23 protein-coding genes are annotated in these 22,403 nt (G+C 37.5%); 12 read left to right on the forward strand and 11 right to left on the reverse strand.

Going from position 1 to position 22,403, the window contains the following annotated elements:
• Both CRO15_RS14360 and CRO15_RS14365 read left to right on the forward strand, forming a co-directional pair.
• The gene (locus CRO15_RS14360; protein WP_097046526.1) at positions 1–912 is read left to right on the forward strand and encodes a flavin reductase family protein; all 912 of its coding nucleotides are present in this window, start codon (positions 1–3) and stop codon (positions 910–912) included.
• A complete protein-coding gene (locus tag CRO15_RS14365) occupies positions 912–2,006 on the forward strand; it encodes a pyridoxal phosphate-dependent aminotransferase (RefSeq protein WP_097046527.1) in 1,095 nt (364 codons plus the stop codon). Before CRO15_RS14360 ends, CRO15_RS14365 begins: the two co-directional genes overlap by 1 nt.
• Before the next feature lie 8 nt (positions 2,007–2,014).
• On the opposite strand, the gene CRO15_RS14370 is transcribed toward CRO15_RS14365, so the two are convergent.
• Positions 2,015–4,666: a DUF5916 domain-containing protein gene (locus CRO15_RS14370; protein WP_243396976.1), complete on the reverse strand. Its 2,652-nt coding sequence runs from the start codon at positions 4,664–4,666 to the stop codon at positions 2,015–2,017.
• 248 nt (positions 4,667–4,914) lie between these two features.
• On the opposite strand from CRO15_RS14370, the gene rplM reads away from it, so the two are divergent.
• The 4 genes from rplM to tsf all read left to right on the forward strand — a co-directional run bounded on the left by rplM (position 4,915) and on the right by tsf (position 8,061).
• The gene (gene rplM, locus CRO15_RS14380) at positions 4,915–5,370 is read left to right on the forward strand and encodes a 50S ribosomal protein L13 (protein WP_097046529.1); all 456 of its coding nucleotides are present in this window, start codon (positions 4,915–4,917) and stop codon (positions 5,368–5,370) included.
• Entirely contained in the window at positions 5,370–5,756 is a 387-nt protein-coding gene (rpsI, locus tag CRO15_RS14385; protein WP_097046530.1) for a 30S ribosomal protein S9, read from the forward strand. Before rplM ends, rpsI begins: the two co-directional genes overlap by 1 nt.
• 245 nt (positions 5,757–6,001) lie before the next feature.
• Positions 6,002–7,156, forward strand: coding sequence for a 30S ribosomal protein S2 (gene rpsB, locus CRO15_RS14390; protein WP_097046531.1), 1,155 nt, complete (start codon positions 6,002–6,004; stop codon positions 7,154–7,156).
• A gap of 80 nt (positions 7,157–7,236) precedes the next feature.
• Positions 7,237–8,061: a translation elongation factor Ts gene (gene tsf, locus CRO15_RS14395; RefSeq protein ID WP_097046532.1), complete on the forward strand. Its 825-nt coding sequence runs from the start codon at positions 7,237–7,239 to the stop codon at positions 8,059–8,061.
• Between the two features lie 73 nt (positions 8,062–8,134).
• On the opposite strand, the gene CRO15_RS14400 is transcribed toward tsf, so the two are convergent.
• From CRO15_RS14400 to CRO15_RS14415, 4 genes are read right to left on the reverse strand one after another with little or no spacing between them, the layout of a single operon-like run.
• On the reverse strand, positions 8,135–8,950 hold the full coding sequence (locus CRO15_RS14400; protein WP_165769961.1) for a DUF4097 family beta strand repeat-containing protein: 816 nt from the start codon (positions 8,948–8,950) through the stop codon (positions 8,135–8,137).
• Positions 8,951–8,954: 4 nt separating this feature from the next.
• Positions 8,955–9,818 carry a DUF4097 family beta strand repeat-containing protein gene (locus tag CRO15_RS14405; RefSeq protein WP_097046534.1) on the reverse strand — a complete coding sequence of 288 codons (864 nt, stop codon included), beginning with the start codon at positions 9,816–9,818 and terminating at the stop codon, positions 8,955–8,957.
• Between the two features lie 45 nt (positions 9,819–9,863).
• The gene (locus tag CRO15_RS14410; RefSeq protein ID WP_097046535.1) at positions 9,864–10,658 is read right to left on the reverse strand and encodes a HEAT repeat domain-containing protein; all 795 of its coding nucleotides are present in this window, start codon (positions 10,656–10,658) and stop codon (positions 9,864–9,866) included.
• Positions 10,659–10,662: 4 nt separating this feature from the next.
• The gene (locus CRO15_RS14415; protein WP_207763899.1) at positions 10,663–11,190 is read right to left on the reverse strand and encodes an RNA polymerase sigma factor; all 528 of its coding nucleotides are present in this window, start codon (positions 11,188–11,190) and stop codon (positions 10,663–10,665) included.
• 188 nt (positions 11,191–11,378) lie between these two features.
• Here CRO15_RS14415 and pyrH point away from each other — a divergent pair, with 188 nt between their 5' ends.
• The 6 genes from pyrH (at position 11,379) to CRO15_RS19950 (ending at position 18,781) form a co-directional block, all read left to right on the forward strand.
• Positions 11,379–12,086 (forward strand): UMP kinase, encoded by a 708-nt coding sequence (pyrH, locus tag CRO15_RS14420; RefSeq protein WP_097046537.1) that lies wholly within the window; start codon positions 11,379–11,381, stop codon positions 12,084–12,086.
• Positions 12,087–12,128: 42 nt separating this feature from the next.
• Positions 12,129–12,683 (forward strand): ribosome recycling factor, encoded by a 555-nt coding sequence (gene frr, locus CRO15_RS14425; RefSeq protein ID WP_097046538.1) that lies wholly within the window; start codon positions 12,129–12,131, stop codon positions 12,681–12,683.
• Positions 12,684–12,758: 75 nt separating this feature from the next.
• Positions 12,759–15,155, forward strand: coding sequence for an efflux RND transporter permease subunit (locus CRO15_RS14430; RefSeq protein ID WP_097046539.1), 2,397 nt, complete (start codon positions 12,759–12,761; stop codon positions 15,153–15,155).
• 87 nt (positions 15,156–15,242) lie between these two features.
• On the forward strand, positions 15,243–16,676 hold the full coding sequence (gene asnS, locus CRO15_RS14435) for an asparagine--tRNA ligase (protein WP_097046540.1): 1,434 nt from the start codon (positions 15,243–15,245) through the stop codon (positions 16,674–16,676).
• 42 nt (positions 16,677–16,718) lie between these two features.
• A complete protein-coding gene (rpoN, locus tag CRO15_RS14440; protein ID WP_097046541.1) occupies positions 16,719–18,176 on the forward strand; it encodes an RNA polymerase factor sigma-54 in 1,458 nt (485 codons plus the stop codon).
• 266 nt (positions 18,177–18,442) lie between these two features.
• The gene (locus CRO15_RS19950; protein ID WP_243396977.1) at positions 18,443–18,781 is read left to right on the forward strand and encodes a hypothetical protein; all 339 of its coding nucleotides are present in this window, start codon (positions 18,443–18,445) and stop codon (positions 18,779–18,781) included.
• Here the strand turns inward: CRO15_RS19950 and CRO15_RS14450 are convergent.
• From CRO15_RS14450 to CRO15_RS14475, 6 genes are all read right to left on the reverse strand, one after another.
• The gene (locus CRO15_RS14450; protein ID WP_097046543.1) at positions 18,776–19,465 is read right to left on the reverse strand and encodes a porin family protein; all 690 of its coding nucleotides are present in this window, start codon (positions 19,463–19,465) and stop codon (positions 18,776–18,778) included. The two genes, CRO15_RS19950 and CRO15_RS14450, sit on opposite strands and share 6 nt — an antisense overlap.
• A gap of 71 nt (positions 19,466–19,536) precedes the next feature.
• Positions 19,537–20,016: an ExbD/TolR family protein gene (locus CRO15_RS14455; RefSeq protein ID WP_097046544.1), complete on the reverse strand. Its 480-nt coding sequence runs from the start codon at positions 20,014–20,016 to the stop codon at positions 19,537–19,539.
• 11 nt (positions 20,017–20,027) lie between these two features.
• Positions 20,028–20,648 (reverse strand): ExbD/TolR family protein, encoded by a 621-nt coding sequence (locus tag CRO15_RS14460; RefSeq protein ID WP_097046545.1) that lies wholly within the window; start codon positions 20,646–20,648, stop codon positions 20,028–20,030.
• A gap of 183 nt (positions 20,649–20,831) precedes the next feature.
• Positions 20,832–21,314, reverse strand: coding sequence for an ExbD/TolR family protein (locus tag CRO15_RS14465; RefSeq protein ID WP_097046546.1), 483 nt, complete (start codon positions 21,312–21,314; stop codon positions 20,832–20,834).
• 12 nt (positions 21,315–21,326) lie between these two features.
• Complete coding sequence (locus CRO15_RS14470) at positions 21,327–21,932, reverse strand: ExbD/TolR family protein (protein ID WP_097046547.1); 606 nt, start codon at positions 21,930–21,932, stop codon at positions 21,327–21,329.
• A 12-nt stretch (positions 21,933–21,944) separates the two neighbouring features.
• Entirely contained in the window at positions 21,945–22,382 is a 438-nt protein-coding gene (locus CRO15_RS14475; protein WP_097046548.1) for a hypothetical protein, read from the reverse strand.
• Positions 22,383–22,403: the final 21 nt, after the last annotated feature.

The following is a 22,403-nucleotide window of genomic DNA, read 5'->3' on the forward strand; positions in this document are numbered from 1 at the left end:
ATGTCTGCAACAAAAACAATAGATCCAACAGCCATTCCGCAATCCGATTTGCACGCATGCTTGCTCTCCGCGGTGGCACCACGCCCTATTTGCTTTGCAAGTACAATTGATGCTGAAGGGAATGTTAATTTGAGTCCTTTCAGTTTTTTCAACGTGTTCAGTTCCAATCCACCCGTGATGATTTTCTCACCAGCTCGAAGCGGCAGGGACAATTCGCTGAAACATTCCCACCAAAACGTAAAGGAAATACCGGAAGTGGTCATCAATATTGTAGACTTCCCTTTAGTGGAGCAAATGTCCCTTTCTAGCACTGCATATGAGAAAGGAGTAAATGAATTTGTAAAATCTGGATTGACAGAGGTGGCCAGTGAGAAGGTACGCCCTCCGCGAGTGGCCGAAGCACCAATTTCTTTTGAATGTACTGTAACCGAAATTATTGAACTGGCTGATACACCTGGAGCAGGAAATCTAATTTTAGCCAAAGTAGAACTCATTCATATAAATTCTGGATTTTTGGACAACAGTGGAAAATTGGACCCCAAAAAGTTGGATTTGGTAGGCAGAATGGGAGGTAGTTGGTATACCCGAGCAAGTGGAGATTCACTTTTTGAAATACCAAAACCCATCAAAAACAAGGGAATAGGTGTTGACCAATTACCCAAAGGTATTCGCAACAGTTCGGTATTGACAGGAAACAATTTAGGACGACTAGGAAACATGGAACAGCTTCCTATAAATGGTCAAATTGAAGAAATTGCCAAAGATGATGAAATTAAAATGCTCACCAAAAAGTTAAAAGACAATCCAAGTAAATTGAAAAAGGAATTACATTGGGTGGCGCAGCAGATTTTAAACGAAAACAACACTGAAAAAGCATTGGCTATATTGATGTATGCCGAAAAATTAGGTTAATGAGCAAGGAAATCGAATCTATTTTCAAATCCTATTTACAACCCAAAAAAGCTTACGAAGGGGGCAAAGGGATTCCTTCCAAAGGTGAAAAAAAAATTTATAAACTTTCTTCCAATGAGAATCCTTTGGGTCAGTCGCCCAAGGCTACATCAGCTTTAATCAACGCTGCCAAAAACATCCATATTTATCCTGATCAAACTGATATTCGATTACGCAAAGCATTAGTAAGGGACTTCGATGAACAACTTGCCGAAGATCAGTTCATCTGCGGAAATAGTGGTTCAGAAATCATAGATATGATTCTGAGGGCTTTTGTAAATGAAGATGATGAGGTTATTTTTTCCAACCCGTGTTTTTTGCCCTATTCGGTTTTTTCAAGATGGTATGGTGCCGAACAAATAGATGTTGCCTTAAGGGAACCTGACTATTCATTGGATGTGGAAGGTATTTTGGCTGCAATTAATAATCGAACAAAAATCATTTTTCTGACCAGTCCCAACAACCCGACCGGAACATATATTCCAGAAGCTCTTATGAATGATTTCCTATCCCGAATCCCAAAAAACATAATTATTGTTTTGGATGAGGTCTATCGTCATTTTGCAGATGCAGAAGATTTTGTTTCAGGTTTACCTTATGTAAAAAAAGGTCATAACATCATTGCCGTCAATAGTTTTTCAAAAACCTATGGTTTAGCTGGACAACGAATTGGATATTGTTACACCACACTCAAAATAGCACAATATATTAGGCAAATCCACAAGCCATTTCTATTACCGCACACCTCAACGGAAGCTGCGATTGGGGCATTAAGCGACATTGAATTCATCCAAAAAACTGTACAAACCGTATTGGATGGTCGTAAATTTCTTTCTCAAGCTTTTGATAGACTTGGAATCAAGTATTGGCCCACTCAAGCGAATTTCTTTTTGGTTGATCCTCCGCTACCAGAGTTTGAATTTACCGATTTCTTAATGCAACAAGGTGTTATGGTCAGGCCAGTTTCCCAATTTGGCGCACCAGGAAAAGTCCGAATTACTATTGGGGATTCAGAAGCCAATGAAGCATTGATTCAAGCTCTTGAAAAAATGTAAGACCAGTCTTATAACACAAATCTATAGGTAGCCTTCAAAAGGAAAATATTCTGAGGTTTTTGACCAAAAATATTATCTCCTAAACTGGATAATAACCCTTCAGAAGGATTTCCATCTTGTGAAACATCTTGTGACCATACCAAAAAAATCTCCGACCCTGGTATATACTCCCAACGTATTACCAAATTGGAGCGAAATTGCACAAAGGAAAAATCTGGGTTATCAAAACTAAAATCTTCTATTCCATTTAAATTTTCGTCAACAGAATAGGTATCATCCACTAACGATACTTGATTCTCATTATAAAGTTGAAATCTATCATCAAATTGCTTCGCTATAGGATTGGTGACTTGTTTAAAATTAGAATACCTGCCTCTTGATATGAACGGTTGTCCCCAATATTGAATGGTTAAATTGGGGTTAATGGTATAATTCAACCGGAAAGACATACTCAAAGTTCGCTGCTCTATTTCTCCGTTGAGGTATCTTGGCGAACCATTCACATCGTCAAAGTTATCTATAAACTGTAGCTTATCATTATTAAGGCTTAATGAGGGAAAAGCGGAAACACTTAAAGCATTGATCGGTTGATAGGTAGCTCCAACTTCTACGTAATGGAAATGACGTGAATTATCAATGGCCCGATTCCCTCTTTGAAACATGTTGAACCTAAGCTTCTTTCTTCTATCTGTGCTTATGCTATTCCAAAAATTAATCCCAGGTGATTGCCGTAACCTTGGCCCTCCCCTAAGCGCAAAATTGGAGTGCTGAACAATCGTATAGGTAGCTCCCAGATTGGAAAACCAATTATTCTTCCAGTTTTGCCAGCTATTGGTATTAAATCGCAATGCATTATGATTTCCATCAAAGTCCCATGCACTCCAATGGTTATAATTGATTCCAACCCTTCTGAAAGTATTATCCGGTTTCAAGGTTTGATACCCAATCCATGTGTAATGGCGAATATCATCTGCCTGACGTTGAAACCCAATATCGTTCAACTCCAATTCCGGTGATCTCCATGTAGCTCCAGATTCAAATTTCCAGTGACCATTCCCTACTTTCCCAATTTGGATGTTACCCCCACTCCCTGTCAAGGAAGTTCTGGTCGAATCCAAGGTAACATGGTTGGCCCCCACACGTTGAAACAGGTGTGTAATGGATTCCTGTGTGTTTTTTATAGCTTCTTCACTTCCTATTACATGACTCAATGTCACATTTCCTGCAACGTACCAATCTCTATTGTTCCATTGATGTTTAAAGTCAACTCCACCTGTGAAAGCAGATTTATGAAGAAAATCCAATTCCGTTGTCAGATTATCCCTGTTGGTTGCTGTAAAAATCCCGCCAATATATGAGTTGCGGTCGTTAAAGTCTTTTTGCAGTCTTCCCACAAAATAATTCGTTAGCGGCTCCACCAACTCTCTTCGCCTATCACCATTTTCTTCACTTATCACCGCATATCGTTTTGCAGTGACGCTTTCCAATACTCCAATGGCCCATCCATTCTTGGTTTTACCACTAAACTTTGCTGCTCCAATAATTGGGGTATTATCTGGCTGATCCACAAACTCATTATCTTCGGTATCCGGAGAACCTTGTGGACTTCTTCCAATACGTCTGGAATAAAAAATGTTATCAAAACTAAAGGTATCCCCTGCTTCTGATTGTGAAACCCTGAAATCAAAAATATTCTTGTTCTCCACAAAAAAGGGCCGTTGCTCTCTAAAGAAAATCTGAAAACCATCCAGCGCAATTGCGGAAGGGTCCGCCTCCACTTGACCAAAATCGGGATTGACCGTTAAATCCAAAGTTAAATCATTTGTCACTCCAATTTTAGCATCTAAACCCACAGTAATGTCATTTTCACTACCATCTCTAAACGGATTCCCTTCTTCGGCTTCATATGTTTCCGCACTAGTAACGGTATACGGTTGAATTTCCAATTGGTTTTGGGGCTCTATGTGCTTGAGTCCATGAAGTTCCCCAAACTCACTAACCCACCCTGGCGTATCAACAGGTTTTCGTTGCCAAAGTGAACGCTCCTCTGCCCTAAAAAATCTTCGTGTGGATTGCAATCCCCAAACTTGCTCATCTCCTTTCCCAAATTTTAACTGACTAAGAGGTATACGCAACTCAGCTGTCCAGCCTTCTTCATCAATATTTGATTTGGTGTACCAAATGGGATTCCAACTTTCATCCCAATTATTACCATTGTTAGAAATAAACTCATCACCTTTTACCCCAGCTGCGGTTACGGTAAAGGAAAATGCTGTTCGCTGATCATGATAGCTATCAATATTGAATTCAATCCAATCTCCATCAAAATCATCTCTTCTGGATAAGCGCTCAACTATTTCATCTGGTTCAGAATCATAACATCTTACACCTATATACAGGTTTTTCTCATCATAGACAATTTTAAACTTGGTCTGATGGCTTGGTGGAGTATTCTCATCAGGCCTAAACTCAATAAAATCCCCTCCCCATTCAACTAGGTTCCATACCTCATCATTAAGAAGGCCATCGATCAAAGGAGGCCCACCTTTCTCAATTGATTTTGTAACATAGATTTTTTTAGTGACCACTTCGGTAGAATCTTGTCCACTTACATAGATTGAGAATAATATAAGTGTATAAAAAATGATTAATTTTTTCACTTAGTTTCGTTTTTTGATTTGATTAGCCACCCTAAAGACCTCAAAAAAATCAAACAGTTACACTCCCGTATGGTTCTGTTCCATTTTTTAACATTTTACCACAAAAAAGCCACGGTTGTTTTTGTCACAATGACCATAATTGAAAAAGTGAAAAATATTCCCAACCAACCATTTGTAATTCAATCTAATAATTGTACATTTGCAGCCCGTTTATCGGGATAGGTATTTAAATCAATAATATTCTAGAAGTGGATACATTAAGTTATAAGACTATTTCTGCCAATAAATCTACCGTTGACAAACAATGGTTGTTGGTTGACGCTGAGGGACAAACGCTGGGAAGATTGGCATCAAAAGTAGCTAAGTTACTTAGAGGAAAACATAAGCCCAATTTCACCCCTCACGTTGATTGTGGTGATAATGTAATCGTTATCAATGCCGAGAAAATCAATTTGACCGGAAACAAATGGGCTGACAAAACCTATTCAAGGTATACAGGTTACCCTGGTGGACAACGTTCCACTACGGCCCAAGAATTATTGGAAAAGCATCCAGAACGAATCGTTGAAAAATCTGTAAAAGGAATGCTTCCTAAAAATAAATTAGGAGCAGATTTGTTCAGAAACCTGAAAGTATATGTTGGCGCTGAGCACGGTCAAGAAGCTCAAAAACCAAAGGCAATAAACATAAACGACTACAAATAATGGAAGTGGTTCATAAGATAGGTAGAAGAAAAACTGCGGTAGCAAGAGTTTATGTTTCTGAAGGAAAAGGAAACATTACCATAAACAAGAAAGATTTAAAAGAATATTTCACAACTGCTACATTACAATATAAAGTAAAACAACCTTTTGCATTGACTGACACTGAAGATAGTTACGATGTAAAAGTGAATGTATACGGAGGAGGAATAACCGGTCAGGCTGAAGCTGTTCGTTTAGCATTGTCCAGAGCAATGTGTGAGATCAATGAGGAAAACAGAGCTGCCCTAAAACCTGAAGGATTATTGACAAGAGATCCAAGAATGGTGGAGAGAAAGAAATTCGGTCAGAAGAAAGCCCGTAAGAAATTCCAGTTCTCTAAACGTTAATATTATACTGGATTTATTTTCAGTATCTATTATAAAAACATCCTGAATTTATTTTCAGGATTAAGTTCATTGAAAACCCTGAAACAATTTCAGGGTTAAATTTTTAACCAAGTTGTCGTTGTTCCAAAGAGCAAAACATATCGACTTTTTGGAATTTAGTTTAGCATCTAAATGGATAGGGCGCGCAAATTTTGCAACCACCAATCCATTGCTACTACAACGGAACGTAAACTAATTACAAAAAAATGGCAAGTAAAATTGAAGTCAAAGACTTATTAGAAGCAGGTGTGCATTTTGGACACCTAACAAGAAAGTGGAACCCAAACATGTCTCCTTACATCTACATGGAGCGTAATGGGATTCACGTAATCAATCTCTACAAAACTGTAGCAAAAATTGAAGAGGCCAACGAAGCTCTTAAAAAAATTGCTGCATCCGGAAGAAAAATTCTTTTTGTAGCTACAAAAAAACAAGCAAAGGATATTGTTGCAGAAAAAGTTTCCAATGTAAACATGCCCTACATCACTGAAAGATGGCCAGGTGGCATGTTGACCAACTTTGTAACTATTCGTAAAGCTGTTAAGAAAATGGCAGCTATCGATCGTATGAAGAAGGATGGTACATTCAACACCCTTTCTAAAAAAGAACGATTGCAGGTTGACCGTTTACGTGCCAAGTTGGAAAAAAACTTAGGTTCCATTGCAGATATGACCCGTTTGCCAGGTGCAATCTTTATCGTAGACACTATGCGTGAGCATATTGCAGTAAAAGAAGCTCAAAAATTGAACATTCCAATTTTTGCGATGGTAGATACAAACTCCGACCCAAGACCAATCGACTATGTGATTCCTGCAAATGATGATGCCGGTAAATCCATTGAGGCGATTATGACAGAAGTTACCAAAGCTGTAGCTGAAGGTTTGGCAGAGCGCAAGAACGAAAAATCAGCTGAAGCAAAAGAGGCTCCCGCAGCAAAAGAGGAAACTCCTGCCAAGGCAAAAAAAGAGTCTGCTAAAAAAGAAGAAAAAACTCCTGCTAAAGAAGTAGCAGCAAAACCTGCTGTTGAAAAAACCGAAGAACCGGTTGCAGAGAATAAAGCTGAAGCCAAAGAGGAGCCTAAAGCCAAAAAAGCTGATGCTAAAGCAAAAGTCGACGACCTAACAAAAGTTGAGGGCGCTGGACCAAAAGCCGCTGAAGCATTAGTTGCAGCTGGCATTGATACTTTTGCCAAACTTGCAAAAGCTGATCCTGAAAAAATCAAAGAAATCTTGACTGAAGCTAGCTCAAGAATGGCACATTTAGACCCAACTTCTTGGCCAAAACAAGCTCAAATGGCAGCAGATGGCAAATGGGACGAGTTGAAAGAATGGCAAGACAACACCAAAGGAGGAGTTGAGTAGTCAATATTTGATTTAACATTCACCAAAAACAAAACACTCCACAGTGTTTTACTTTATATAAATTTTTAAATAGAGAAAAAATGGCAAAGATTACCGCCGCAGAAGTAAATAAATTAAGAAAGACCACGGGAGCTGGAATGATGGATTGCAAGAAAGCTTTGGTTGAAGCTGATGGTGATTTTGATAAGGCAATAGAAATCCTAAGAAAAAAAGGTCAAAAAGTAGCAGCCAAAAGAGCGGATAGAGATTCATCTGAAGGTGCAGCTATCGCAAAAGTAAACGCGGATAACTCAGCTGGAGTAATCATTTCTTTAAATTGCGAAACTGACTTTGTGGCCAAAAATGAGACCTTTGTAAGTCTAGCAAACGATTTGGCAGACCTTGCACTTGGTTTTGACAGCAAAGATGCTTTTCTAGCCGCTTCATTCAATGGAATGACAGTAGCAGAAAAACTTACTGAGCAAACTGGCGTAATTGGAGAGAAAATTGAAATTGGAGGTTTTGAAAAATTGAACGCTCCTTTTGTAGGTTCATACATTCATGCAGGTAATAAGATTGCCACCCTAGTTGGTTTATCAGCGTCAGTTGACGGAGCTGCTGTTGCTGCAAAAGATGTTGCTATGCAAGCTGCTGCAATGAACCCAGTTGCACTTAACGAAGAAGGTGTTGACCAATCTGTTATTGACAAGGAAATTGAGATTGCAAAAGATCAGCTGCGTCAAGAAGGAAAGCCAGAAGCTATGTTGGAAAACATTGCTAAAGGAAAATTGAAGCGTTTCTTTAAAGACAATACTTTGGTAAACCAAGCTTTTATTAAAGATAGCAAGCAAAGTGTTTCCCAATATGTAAAATCTGTAGATTCTAGTTTAGAAGTAACTGGATTTTCAAGAGTAGCTTTGGGATAATAAAAAGCACATAGAATAAAATTAAAAAACCGCTACTTACCGTAGCGGTTTTTTTATACCAATAACCTTTTTTTTACTTTGATTTAATCAAAATATCTCCATTAAAAGTCTTGAACAACATTTCAGGTCCACCTCCATTAATCTTACCCCTTACCCACTGCTCTATCTTCACCTTATAGGTCCCTGAAGAACTGTTTTTATTTACTTCAGGTTGATTGGAAGAAATTTGCATATCAAAATCTGTATAAATTTCACCCATATCCGTCTTAGCTTTAACATCTGCTTTTAAAGTACTTGGAAAAGTAATATCCAAATCCCCGTTCAAACTACTGAAAGCCATGTTCGCATCATTAGCAATACTATTAAAATCAACTTTGATATCACCATTTACCGTATCGGTAGAAGCTGAGCCACTTACCGATTCCAACGTAATCTCCCCATTAACATTACTAATTTCCATCTCGCCACTAACTCCTTTTACATAAATATCACCGTCGTTCACGGTAGCTAGTTTAAGTGAAAAATTCTTAGGAACATTCACTTGCAGATTAGTTGCCCTATTCCATTGCTCATTGATTACACGTACCACGTTATTTTTCTCCTCCGCACTAATATCCAAGGATGAATTTTTTATTTTTTTCATCCCATTCCGTTTGTGATCTTTTCCATAATGCTCCTTCCTATTCTCAAAAGAGGCCTTAATCACCACCTCTTTTCCATCATATGCCACTACATCTATAGATCCTGAGAGTTGGCTTATAATTAACTTCCCAGGTACGGAAGAATCACTTAAAGGAATTGAAAATAAATCTATATTCGTTTCTTGAGCAGTTAAATTGCCCGTTAAAATTGACACTATCAATACTATACCTAATTTTAAGCTTTTCATGACTTTATATTTTTTTGATGAATACATTTCCGTTTAGTGTTTCAAAATCAAAATCTACTTGACCATTGCCTATCTGCACTATTGGCCGGGCCTCATACTTATACTTTGGTTTATTTTCTTCGCTTGACTTTTTCTGAGCTCTCATATATTGCTTATTAATGTCAAAGTCCGTAAACATTTCTCCATTCATACTTTTAAAGGAAATATTGGCCGATAGTGATTTCTGGTACGAAATATTGATATCACCATTTAACGAATAATACTCTGATGAACTTGTAGGATTGTTGGCATAGGATATGTTCACCGGTCCATTTATACAATTTACAAGGGTTTTCCCTGTAACATTCTTCAATGTAATACCCCCATTGATATTCCGGGCTTTAATTGAGCTTCCTCGAGTATTTTCCACCAAAACCTCGCCATTGTTAACAGTACCCACATCAATCTTTGCATTATAAGGAACTTTCACACTATAAGTTAACTTGTGTTCATAGGGTAGTTCTTCATTATTGTTACACCAGTTATACCTTAGATTATTTTTATCAAACTCCATATATGGTGCGTCTGGATATAAAATCACGCCTTTTTTATCCTGAACAATCTTTAATTGAAGTTCTTGCTTTCCCAATTCCAGTCCTTCCAAATCATCTGAGGTGATTGTCCTATCCACTTCAACCAAAATTTTGTCCCCATTATATCCTTCTACGGATATGGACCCAAAAATATTTCTGATTATCACACTGTTCTCTGATTCTCCCGAAAAGGAGATTTCCTTTTTAATTTTTTCTGTAAACTTTTTTTGTTGCGCTCTTAGACCAGGTTTCCCCACCAAAAAAGCAATACATGCTATTGCAATTAACTGTTTCATCTTTTTAAATTTGACTGTTCGTTTTTTGATTAATGATTGATTTATCTAGATAATAGATTCTATAGAGTTTTTGATTTTCTTCCGCACTGTGGTATCTAATTTCTTTTCTTGCATCAATTGTTTAAAAGGCTCAATAGATGACTTTTCCTGTAGGGCAACCATCAAATTAGCCAAAGTAACCTGTAAAATCGGTGATTCTTGATATGGAATTGATTTCACCAATCCCTGTCTCACCAATGGATTGTGAACATAATTGGTCAAAGATTCAACCGCCGCCAACCTAACATTCACATTAGCATCGTTATTTAAGGTTTGAAGCAGGGCCGTAATCACCTTCTCATCAACTCCCTCAAACTTGTTTGCCTCACTAACACCTTGCAATCTCTGATTTGCAGAAGGCTGCTCCAAGAGTGTCAAAACCAATTTTTGACGCATATCCCCTGTTTCCTTACTTACTATCGCAGCATTTACACCTGTTGCATCTCCACCAAAATTCATATAGTACCCAATTGCTACACCAACCCCCAGCAACATCATTCCATAAACAAGTTGTGGTCTAAAAATCATTGGAAACCACCCAGCAAAAACCTCCCAAGTACTTTCTTTTTTAGTTTTCTCTATTTCCGAGGAAAGCATTGAAAAGAAGGTTTCATCCATTCTCGCAGATACTTCGGGAGCATCCAAGCTATTCACCATTTTCCAGGTATTCGACAATGCTATAAATTCAGATTCATATTCAGGGTTTTTATCAAGAAAGTCTATAAAAACTTTTCTTTTATCTTCAGACATTTGCCCGGATATGAAATCCATTGCTTCTATTTCAAACTGCTCTTTATTCATAATTTCATGCAACTTCTAATTGTAAAAAAATCGCCCTTAAATCCTTAAGGGCACGATGCACCCTAACCTTGGCTGCACCCTCAGTACATCCAACAATTTTGGCAATCTCACTAAATTTTAGCTCTCTGTATTTACTCAATACCAACATTTCTCTTTTTTCATCTGGCAGTAATGACAAAGCTTTTTGGAGCAAAACCTTGTTCCCTTCATTTTCGTAACCATCATTTAAATGATCCTCCGCCCCAACTTTCATATCATCTGGAGACATGCCAAGTGAAATACTTTGTTTTGCCATTGCTTTATGGTAATCATAGTTAACATTCCTTGCCATCCTAAACATCCAAGCAGCAAACGAACCATCACCAGAATAAGATTTTCTATATTTTAAAACCCTTACAAAAACATTTTGAACCAAATCTTCGCTCACCGATGGGTTGTTTCCAAGATTGTAGAAAAATCCAAAGAGTTTTTTCTTATGTCTCTCATATAGCAACCCCAACTTATCCAAGTCTCCACTTTTTACTTTCATCATTAATGTATTATCGGTTAGGCTATGCAATTGGATGCTATTTTTGGATGTTTGTAGGGTATACCTTTGTTTTTGAAAAAGGTTACAGAATGTATGGTTTTTTTAACCATTTTATTCTTTAGAGATCTCTTTTTTCAGTAGTTCGCCATAAATAATTTTGATTATTTTTGTCCGGACTTCAAATATCCTCAATGCAATACAAGAGAATTTTATTAAAATTAAGCGGAGAAGCTTTAATGGGCGAGCAACAATATGGTATCGACCCAAAACGATTATCTGAATACGCCGAAGACATTAAAGCAGTTATTGAGAAGGGTGTTGAAGTAGCCATTGTAATAGGTGGAGGCAATATATTCAGAGGATTATCAGGTGCCAGTCAGGGAATGGATCGGGTGCAGGGAGACCATATGGGCATGTTGGCAACCGTTATTAATGGCCTGGCCCTACAAAGTGCCTTAGAAATCCAAGATGTGGAAACGAGATTACAATCTGCCATTAAAATCAATGAAGTTGCAGAGCCCTTCATAAGAAGAAGAGCTATTAGACACCTTGAAAAAGGTAGAGTGGTAATTTTTGGTGGCGGTACAGGTAATCCATATTTTACAACAGATTCCGCAGCTGTTTTAAGAGCTATTGAAATAAAAGCCGATGTTATCTTAAAAGGGACCCGAGTAGATGGGATTTACACCTCTGACCCTGAGAAAGATAAAACTGCCACTAAATTTGATAGCCTGTCCTTTAACGATGTACTCTCAAAAGGGTTGAAAGTAATGGACACAACAGCTTTTACATTAAGTCAGGAAAACGAGCTTCCCATTGTTGTTTTTGATATGAACACAAGAGGAAATTTGATGAAAATAGTATCTGGAGAAAATATTGGAACAGTAGTCAATATATAGATTGGCATACGTCTTGATTCCGTTTATTAAATTTTTAAAATTATGGAAGAAGAAGTAACATTTATACTTGATAGTGCCAAGGAAAGCATGGATGGCAGCATTTCCCATTTAGAAAAAGCCTTGGTTAAAATCCGAGCTGGAAAAGCAAGTCCCGTAATGCTATCAACGGTTATGATAGAATATTATGGGTCACTTACTCCCCTTTCTCAGGTTTCAAACATCAATACTCCCGATGCAAGGACAATTTCCGTTCAGCCATGGGAAAAGAATATCCTTGCAGATATTGAAACTGCCATTATGAATTCCAACTTGGGGTTCAATCCTATGAACAATGGTGAAATGATAATTATAAATGTCCCACCATTAACGGAAGAACGGAGAATACAATTGGTAAAACAGGCCAAAGGAGAAGCAGAAGATGCAAAAGTAAGTATAAGAAGTGCGAGACAAGAGGCAAACAAAGAACTTAAAGCACTGGAAGTATCTGAAGATCGGCAAAAAAATGCAGAGGTAGATATTCAGGAACTCACCGATAACTATAGTAAAAAAGTAGATGCCATTCTCTTGGTTAAAGAAGCTGAAATCATGAAGGTTTAAATCTTAAGATTTACTCCTTGCATTCCTTAGGAACACAGCCAATCATTTTTTACCTTTGCGCCCAATTAAACCCATATGGTAGCTAAGCTTACTAAAGGATTTTGGCCTAAAGTTGCACGTATTATCCTTAGAAACAGAATCCTTATTCTTCTAGGGGTTGCTGCTTTCACAGTTTTTTTGGGACTTCAGTGGAAAAACATGCAATTTTCCAATACTGAAGCAAACATTCTACCTGATGACCATCCTGCAACCGTTCAGTATAACGCGTTCAAAAATATATTTGGAGAAGAAGGAAATGCCATTGTTCTGGCCGTTAGGGATTCATCGCTCTTTACCCCAAGTAAATTTAATCGCTGGAACAAGTTGAGCAAACAACTGGAAGCGTTTCCAGAAATAGATTTTGTAGTATCTACCGACAACCTTAAGGTTTTGCTCAAAGACAATGACAAACAAGAGTTTGTCATGGAACATTTTGTAAAAAATCCTCCTAAAACCAAAGATGAGGTTGAACAATTAAAAAACCATCTATTTAAAGAACTTCCCTTTTACAACAACCTTATTTATAATGCTGAAAGCGGCACCATACAGACCATAGCCTATTTGGATAAGGACATTATGAACACAGCCGTGAGGAATGAATTTATTCTGAACGACCTGGGAGATTTAGTAAAGAACTTTGAAGAAGAGACCAATCTTGACGTTAGGGTTTCCGGAATGCCATACATCCGTACATGGAACACTAAATCCATAGTAGATGAAATAGGAATATTCATAGGTGCCGCGCTATTGGTCACCTCCATTATTTTCTTTTTCTTTTTTAGAAGCTTTAGGGCCACCTTTATTTCGATGGTCGTTGTAATTATTGGAGTAATGTGGGCTTTTGGAATATTAGGTCTTTTCAGGTATGAGATTACCATCCTAACAGCACTCATTCCACCATTGATTATTGTAATTGGAATCCCAAATTGTGTTTTCCTAATCAATAAATACCAGCAAGAAGTCAAAAAACACGGAAACCAAGCTTTGTCATTGCAACGTGTTATTTCCAAAATTGGAAATGCCACCCTTATGACAAACATAACCACAGCTTCAGGGTTTGCAACCTTTATTATTTTGGATAGTGATTTGCTTAAAGAATTTGGCATTGTAGCATCCATAAACATTATCGGGATTTTCATCTTGTCTTTATTGATCATCCCTATCATCTATAGTTTTATGCCGCTTCCCAAAACCAAGCACTTAAAACACTTGAATAAAAAATGGATTGATATTTTTGTTAGTTGGATGGAACGTATGGTGAGGCATCATAGGATTGCCGTCTATATAACCACTCTTTGTGTTTTGATTCTGAGTATTATAGGTATCTACCAAATCAAGATTACGGGAAGTAGAATTGAAGATCTGCCAAAGGACACTCATTACTTTAAGGATATCCGTTTTTTTGAAGAAGAATTTGATGGTATCATGCCCATGGAGATTGTAGTGGATACAAAACGGAAAAATGGAGCCATAAAACCCTCTACTTTAAAACGAATGGATCAATTGGGAACAGTAATTGACGAAACCCCAGAGCTTTCCAGACCCATATCACTCGTTAATTTAATCAAATATTCAAAACAAGCTTTTTACAACGGAATCCCCAAATATTATCAATTGCCCACATCTCAAGAGAATACATTTATTATGGATGTAGCACGGAAGTCACAGAATGATGGCAACCTTTTGGATAGTTTTGTGGACAGTACCGGCCAAACTGCTCGTATAACCACCTTTATGCGCGATGTGAAAATTGACCGTATGGAAGAGATTGAGAAGGATATGCAACAAGCAATTGCCAAATTCTTCCCTAGCGAACGTTATAATGTCTTCATGACTGGAAAAGCGCTATTGTTTTTAAAGGGCACTAAATATCTGGTCAAAAATCTTTTGTTGTCCCTAGCCCTCGCCATTGGACTCATTTCTCTCTTTATGGCCTATCTGTTCCGTTCATTTAGAATGATTATAATATCTCTCGTTCCTAACCTATTACCTTTGGTGATCACAGCGGGTCTGATGGGTTATTTGGGCGTTCCAATAAAACCTTCTACAATTCTCGTGTTCAGTATCGCATTTGGAATTTCTGTGGATGACACTATTCACTTTTTAGCTAAATACAGACAAGAGCTCGCTACCCATAAATGGCATATAAAAAGATCTGTATACGCAGCACTTCGTGAAACTGGGGTGAGTATGTTCTATACTTCCATTGTGCTTTTCTTTGGTTTTTCGGTCTTTATCATTTCTAGCTTTGGTGGAACCAAGGCATTGGGCGGATTGGTTTCCGCAACACTTCTTTTTGCCATGTTGGCCAATCTTATCCTGTTGCCTTCACTTCTTCTTTCTTTAGAAAGAAGCATAGCCAATAAAGAAGTACTCAAAAAGCCGCAAATTGATATTTTACCCAAAGAAGAGGACAATATCAAGGACAAATAGCTCTTTATACCACCATAAATCCTGGTTCTATTGCTATCATTTTTCGCCAAAAACCTATCTTTACCGCTTAATTTACGATAGCCTAAAATGAATTCTTATTCTATTAAAGAACTGCTTAAAAAGCAACCGACTGGAGATACAGTTGAAGTAAACGGATGGGTAAAAACCTTTAGAAGCAACCGCTTTATTGCATTGAACGATGGGTCAACCATACATAACCTACAATGCGTCGTAGATTTTGAGAACTTCGATGACACCTTGCTTAAGCAGATTTCCACAGGTGCAGCCTTGAGGATTTCAGGTACGCTCGTAGAAAGTCAAGGAAGAGGACAAAGTGTAGAAATACAGGCTAACGATATTTTTGTTCATGGTGAAGCTGACCCAGAAACATATCCAATTCAGCCAAAAAAGCATTCTTTGGAATTTTTAAGAGAGAAAGCACATTTGAGGGTACGTACCAATACCTTTTCCGCAGTAATGCGAGTGCGCTCTGCTTTGGCATTCGCAATACACAGCTATTTTCAACAGAATGGATTCTATTATATGCATGCTCCCATTGTTACCGGTTCAGATGCTGAAGGTGCCGGTGAAATGTTTAGAGTGAGTACATTGGATTCCAAAAATCCTCCTTTGACTGAAAATGGAGAAGTTGATCATTCGCAAGACTTCTTTGGTAAAGAAACCAATCTTACAGTATCTGGCCAATTAGAGGCTGAAACATATGCCATGGGATTGGGAAAGGTATATACTTTTGGCCCCACATTTAGAGCTGAAAACTCCAACACTTCCAGGCATTTGGCCGAGTTTTGGATGATTGAACCAGAAATGGCGTTCTATGACCTGGATGCCAACATGGATCTGTCCGAAGATTTTATTAAATGGATCCTACAATACGTCTTGGACAACTGCCAAGATGATTTGGAGTTTTTAGAAAAACGCCTTTTGGATGAAGAAAAATCCAAACCTCAAGCTGAAAGGTCTGAAATGCCCTTGATAGAAAAACTCAAATTTGTTGTGGAAAACAACTTTAAAAGGGTATCCTACACTGAGGCCATTGATATTTTACGAAACAGCAAGCCCAACAAAAAGAAAAAGTTTCAGTTTCTAATCAATGAATGGGGTGCTGATCTGCAAAGTGAGCATGAACGCTTTCTTGTGGAAAAACATTTTAAGTGCCCAGTAATCCTGTTTGATTATCCTGCCGACATCAAAGCATTTTATATGCGATTGAACGAAGATGGGAAAACAGTTCGCGCTATGGACGTCCTCTTCCCTGGCATTGGCGAAATTGTTGGCGGATCTCAGCGTGAAGAACGCTTGGAGGTACTCCAACAAAAAATTAAGGCCCTGGATATTGATGAAAAAGAACTTTGGTGGTATTTAGACCTCCGAAGATTTGGCACAGCAGTTCACAGTGGCTTTGGGCTTGGTTTTGAGCGCATGGTTCAATTTGCCACTGGTATGGGAAACATTAGAGACGTAATTCCTTACCCCAGAACCCCCCAAAATGCCGAGTTTTAAATTGATTGCTTAAATTTAACTAAAGGAAGATCGTAAGTCTTTATGCTAAAACAACATCTACAGTTTAAGCTTTCCCAAAAACTGTCGCCGCAGCAGATACAGCTCATGAAGTTGATACAGTTGCCAACGCAGGCTTTTGAACAACGTTTAAAGCAAGAGCTAGAAGAAAATCCTGCCCTTGAAAGCGGTAAAGATGAAAGTGACACACTGGATGATGGGTATGAAGATGTTTATGATGATTCTACGGATAGTGAAACCATTGCCGCAGATGAAATCAATATAGATGATTATCTGAGTGATGATGAAATTCCGGATTATAGAACACAAACAAGTAACTATAGTCCTGATGATGATGAAAAAAGTATTCCATATGCTTCCGGAACTTCCTTTAACCAATATTTGATCAACCAGCTCAATACCATTTATTTGGATGACGAAGAATGGGCCATTGCTGAGTTTTTAGTAGGAAGCGTGGATGAAAGTGGGTATATACGTAGACCATTGTCCGACATTATGGATGACTTGGCCTTCACCCAAAATATTTATGTAGAAGAGGATAAGATTGAAAGTGTTCTTAAAACAGTTCAAGAACTTGATCCACCAGGTGTGGCAGCCAGGTCTTTGGAAGAATGTCTTACCATTCAACTAAAGCGGAAGGAAAAATTTCCTGCCATTGAACTAGCTATCTCGATCTTAGAAAAATCATTTGAGCAGTTTACTAAAAAACACTATTCCAAATTGCAGCAAAAGCATCACATAAGTGAAGAGGAACTTAAAGATGCCATATCAGAAATAGAGAAGCTCAATCCTAAACCAGGCGGGTCATATGCTGGAAACACTAGAATAATTGAACATATTGTTCCAGATTTTTCCATTAAAATTGTTGAAGGTGAGTTAGAACTCACCCTTAATGGAAGAAATGCTCCTGAACTTCATGTTTCCAGAGATTATAACAATATGTTGGAAGGTTATAAAAACGCTAAGGAAAAATCAAAGTCGCAAAAGGATACTGTCCTCTTCATCAAACAAAAATTAGATGCTGCAAAATGGTTTATTGATGCCATTAAGCAACGCCAGCAAACACTCTTCATTACCATGAGCACTATCATGAACTACCAAAGAGAGTATTTCTTAACTGGTGATGAGCGTAAATTGCGCCCCATGATCTTAAAAGACATTGCTGATCAAATCCACATGGATGTATCCACAGTTTCAAGGGTTGCAAACAGTAAATATGTAGATACACCATACGGGACCAAATTGATCAAGGAATACTTTTCCGAAGCCATGAAAAATGAGCAAGGTGAAGATGTCTCCACGAAAGAGATCAAAAAGATACTGGAGACCGTTATTGGCGAAGAGGAAAAGAAAAAGCCCTTAACAGATGATAGATTGGCAAAAATTCTGAAGGAACGTGGCTACCCCATAGCTAGGCGTACTGTTGCCAAATATAGGGAGCAGTTGGGAATCCCCGTTGCTAGGCTAAGAAAGCAAATTTAATGCGCCATCTCCTAAACATCATTTCCTATATCTTTCATCCATTGTTCATACCCATTGGTGGCACTGTTCTTTATTTTTTGGTAACACCAAAGTTTAGTTCATTGGAAATACAAAGCGGAAATATTCTTCCCATTTTTATTCTCACTGTGATTATTCCTATTATTTTCTTCCTGATCCTTAAAAATTTGGGGGTGATAAGCTCAATATTTCTACCCAGCGTACAAGAGCGAAAATATCCACTTTATATTAGCTGCATATTGTTGTTAATGATTTTGTACAAAGTAATCCCAAACAACTATATCCATGAACTTTTTTTCTTCTTTGTTGGTCTTTTGACCGCGACAGGAGCCGCACTCATCCTTCTTTTTTTAAAATTTAAGGCAAGCATGCATCTTCTTGGAATGGGCAGTCTTTTAATGTTCATGATTGGGTTGAGCATCCATTTTGAGATAAACATTACATTGGCCATCAGTGTATTTACTTTGCTCAGCGGATTGGTAGCTACATCGAGATTATATCTAAGAGCCCACAGCAGAATTGAACTGCTCATTGGTTTTCTAATTGGAATTTGCTCCCAATTGATTACATTAAAGTATTGGTTATAGAATATAGAAAATGACCCCAATTCGTAATGGCCTAATATTTATTGGAGACCCATTTTCCATACTTGTGCCATCTTTCAATATTGGGTTTAAACCATAATAAGCATGTAGGTTCCACGTGTTATAACCAAAGCTAAGTGTGAGTCCATACTGTAAGTTTTCAATGTCATCATTTGAAAACCCTTTAACTTCCATTTCACTTACCAATTTAGATCTTCCAGAAAATACATAACCCAGTTTAGCTCCCGCATAAACTCGCCAAAATTTGTATTCATCTGAAGTGGAAGTTCTCCATCTTAATTCAAAAGGCATTTCAACAGTATGGATTTCAAACTTGCTTCTTTTAAGTTCTTCATCATTCTTAATTTCATAGGTAATTTCATCACCGTTTTCCTTAGCCTCTATATTACTGTAATAAGAGTTTGCTGCATACCCCAACCCTAAACCAAAACCAAAATTTCTTCTTTTGTTCAGTGGCACATCTTTTATAAAACCAACTTGCAAATTGTAGGACAGATTTCTTTGAACAGCATTATCAGGTCTTTTCAATAAAATATTATACCCCACACCAATATAAAATTGATCTTCAAGGTATTTATCCAAACTTGACTGATCACCAAGGGTTTCCTGCGCCATTAAGCCCTTGCATGAAAAAATCAATACTACAAAAACCAAAAAAAACTTCATCTAATACACTATAACTTAAAAACAATCCAAATTAAGCATTTGGATTGTTTTTAAGCTAACTCTGTTATAGGTTATTGCATATTTCTGAAAGCATCTCCTTCATAAGTAGTATAGTTTACTTTTAGCAAGTTCACCTTACGGAGTTCTTCCTTTATGTCTGAAACCACGCCAACTTTAACTTCTTTGTCCACTTTAAGCGAAACAGTCACATAGTTTCTAATGCTTTCTGGCTTCTTTGCCAATTCTGATAAGACATATGTACTTACCTCTGTTACGCTGGCCAATCTATCATCAAGCTGAATTTTAGGCTCTGAACCTAGTACACTTGCCAATTCTGGAGCGGGTTTCCCCACAAATATTTCAATAATCCTATCCTTCTTTTCCAGTTTTTTAACCTCGGTGGCATTGGGTAGGTTATTGTCCACCAATAATGTATTGTCTTTAATTGTAGTTACGGTCATAAAAAAGAACAGAAGCATAAATACAATATCTGGTAATGAAGCAGTTGAAATAGCGGGCAGCTTACTCTTGTTATTTCTAAAATTTCTCATGTTGATTGCTTTTACAGATTCATATTGGTTTTCGCTTCTGATAGATTCATGGGGTACATATTCCGTATTTGGTATATGTTCTTTTTTAGTTCAATTTTCTCTTTAGCTTTTGTTTTCGCGTCAAAATAAGCCCTTTCCATTTCAACAAAATCACGACCGAACAATCTTTGTGCTTCCCTATTTCTGAGTTCATTATATGCCGCTGTAAGCTCATTCTGGACCATAACATACATACCATATGTTGCCTCCCTATCGCTTGCAAATGATATTATTGCCTTTTGCGGATTATCAGATGCACTTGAGCTTGCGTTCCCCTGACAATAGCTACAATGGTTTTCATTACTAATTGGGTTTCCTCCGTTATCCAAGAAGGCAATAGCTTCAGATTTTAAATCTTCTATCTTCCTTAGATCACTTTCTATCCAAAGTTCATTGTTCTTGTTAAGGCTTACCCTAAAAATATTCCTCTCATTTACAGGCAACGGAGGTGTAGTGTCTTTTGGAGGCAGTTTTCTATCCAAACCTACATCGGTCTGAATTGTAGTTGTCACCAAGAAAAAAATCAATAGTAAAAAGGCAATGTCTGCCATTGATCCAGCATTCACTTCTGGAACTTCATTGTTTCTAACCATACTAAAATGTTTTGTTGGAAATTAATGATTCAGTTATACCCAAAAGGGCTACAGCATTAATCACAACAACTATTCCAAAACATTATATTATACTGAGAGCAAAACGGTTAAAAGTTTTTGGGCATAAAAAAACGTCCCTAATTATATAAATTAGGGACGTTTTCACTAAATCTAAGTTATTAGTTACTGCAGATTGTTAAAAGCATTTCCTTCATAGGTAGTATAATTCACCTTTAAAGCATTTACCTCTCTTAACTGTTGTTTAATATCAGCGATAAGACCCATATTGGCATCTCTATCAACCTTTAATGCAGTAGTTAATACATTCTGTAATTCTTGTGGTTTTTTAGCTCGCTCAGCCAAAATATAAGAACCAACTTCCTCTACACTAGCAAACTTATCATTTAACTGAATTTTTGGTTCTGTACCAAAAACCTTTTGATATTCTTGCGTAGGTTTACCTACATAGATATAGATAACTCGGTCTTTTTTCTCCAACTTTTTGATTTCAGTTGCGTTTGGAAGCGTATTCTCTACCAACAAAGAACTATCTTTCATCGTAGTTACTGTCATAAAAAAGAACAGTAACATAAATACGATATCAGGCAACGATGCGGTGGAAACCGCAGGCAAATCGCCATCTTTCTTTTTTGCAAACTTTGCCATACGTTAATTACTTTAGTTACTTGTTGTTTCCGCTTCAGATAGTTTCTGAGGAAACTTATCTTGAATCTGTTTTACTTTATCCTTTAAATCATCTCTAACATTTGATGGTGTTTCAGGGTTCAGATACTCTGCTTCCATATCTGTGAAATCACGACCAAACGATTTTTGAGACTCCCGATTTCGTAAATCATTATACGCACCTACCAATTCGTTCTGAACTGTAATGTATGTACTATACTTTGTTTCACGATCATTTTTTAAAGAGATAATAGCTTTTGTTGGATTATCTGAAGAAGATTCATCTTTTCTACCCTTACAATAGTTACATGAACCATCTGCCCCATTTTCCAGAAAGTCCATTGCGGCTTTCCTTAGATTTTTCAAATCCATTAATTCGTCTTCAACCAAGAGTTGACCATTTTTATTGATATTCACCGTAAAAATGTTCTTTTGCTTGATCACTACATCCTCCTCTGGCGGTTCCATAGGTGGCAACATACGATCTAATCCTGCATCCGTTTCAATGGTTGTGGTAACCAAGAAAAAGATAAGTAACAAGAAAGCTATGTCTGCCATAGAACCGGCATTCACTTCTGGTGCTCCTTTTCTTCTAGGCATAACTTTGGTTTTTTACTTAACAAACATTTTTTTCAACCCCGGCAATACCATGAGTGCAACAGCAATAGCGGTAAGGATGAAGAAAACATTCAGCCCCATACCAATATTCTTAACCGTGCTTTCAGTTGCTCCTTTATCAGCCATAGCATCTGCTACCGCTTTTGCTTCAGCTCCTGATGAAAGTCCATAAGATATTGCCACAACAATTGCCAAGCCACCTATTGCAAATAATGCCTTTTTAAGGCTACCAGGTGTAGATAGCAATTTTTTAAGTCCAAAAAATACTGTTGCAATCACTGCAACGGCCAATAACAGATACATGATCAAGAACATAAAGTTCATAGAACCGCTGTTTATTGCATCTGGATCATCGCTTGATGGCATACCGAACCATAGCGCTGTAGCAACCAGCCCGATGACTATCAGTATTATTTTAATTATTTTATTCATGATTCTCGATAGTTTTAATTT

Origin of the sequence: Flagellimonas pacifica (assembly GCF_900215465.1) — a bacterium.
Classification (GTDB): Bacteria; Bacteroidota; Bacteroidia; order Flavobacteriales; family Flavobacteriaceae; genus Flagellimonas; species Flagellimonas pacifica.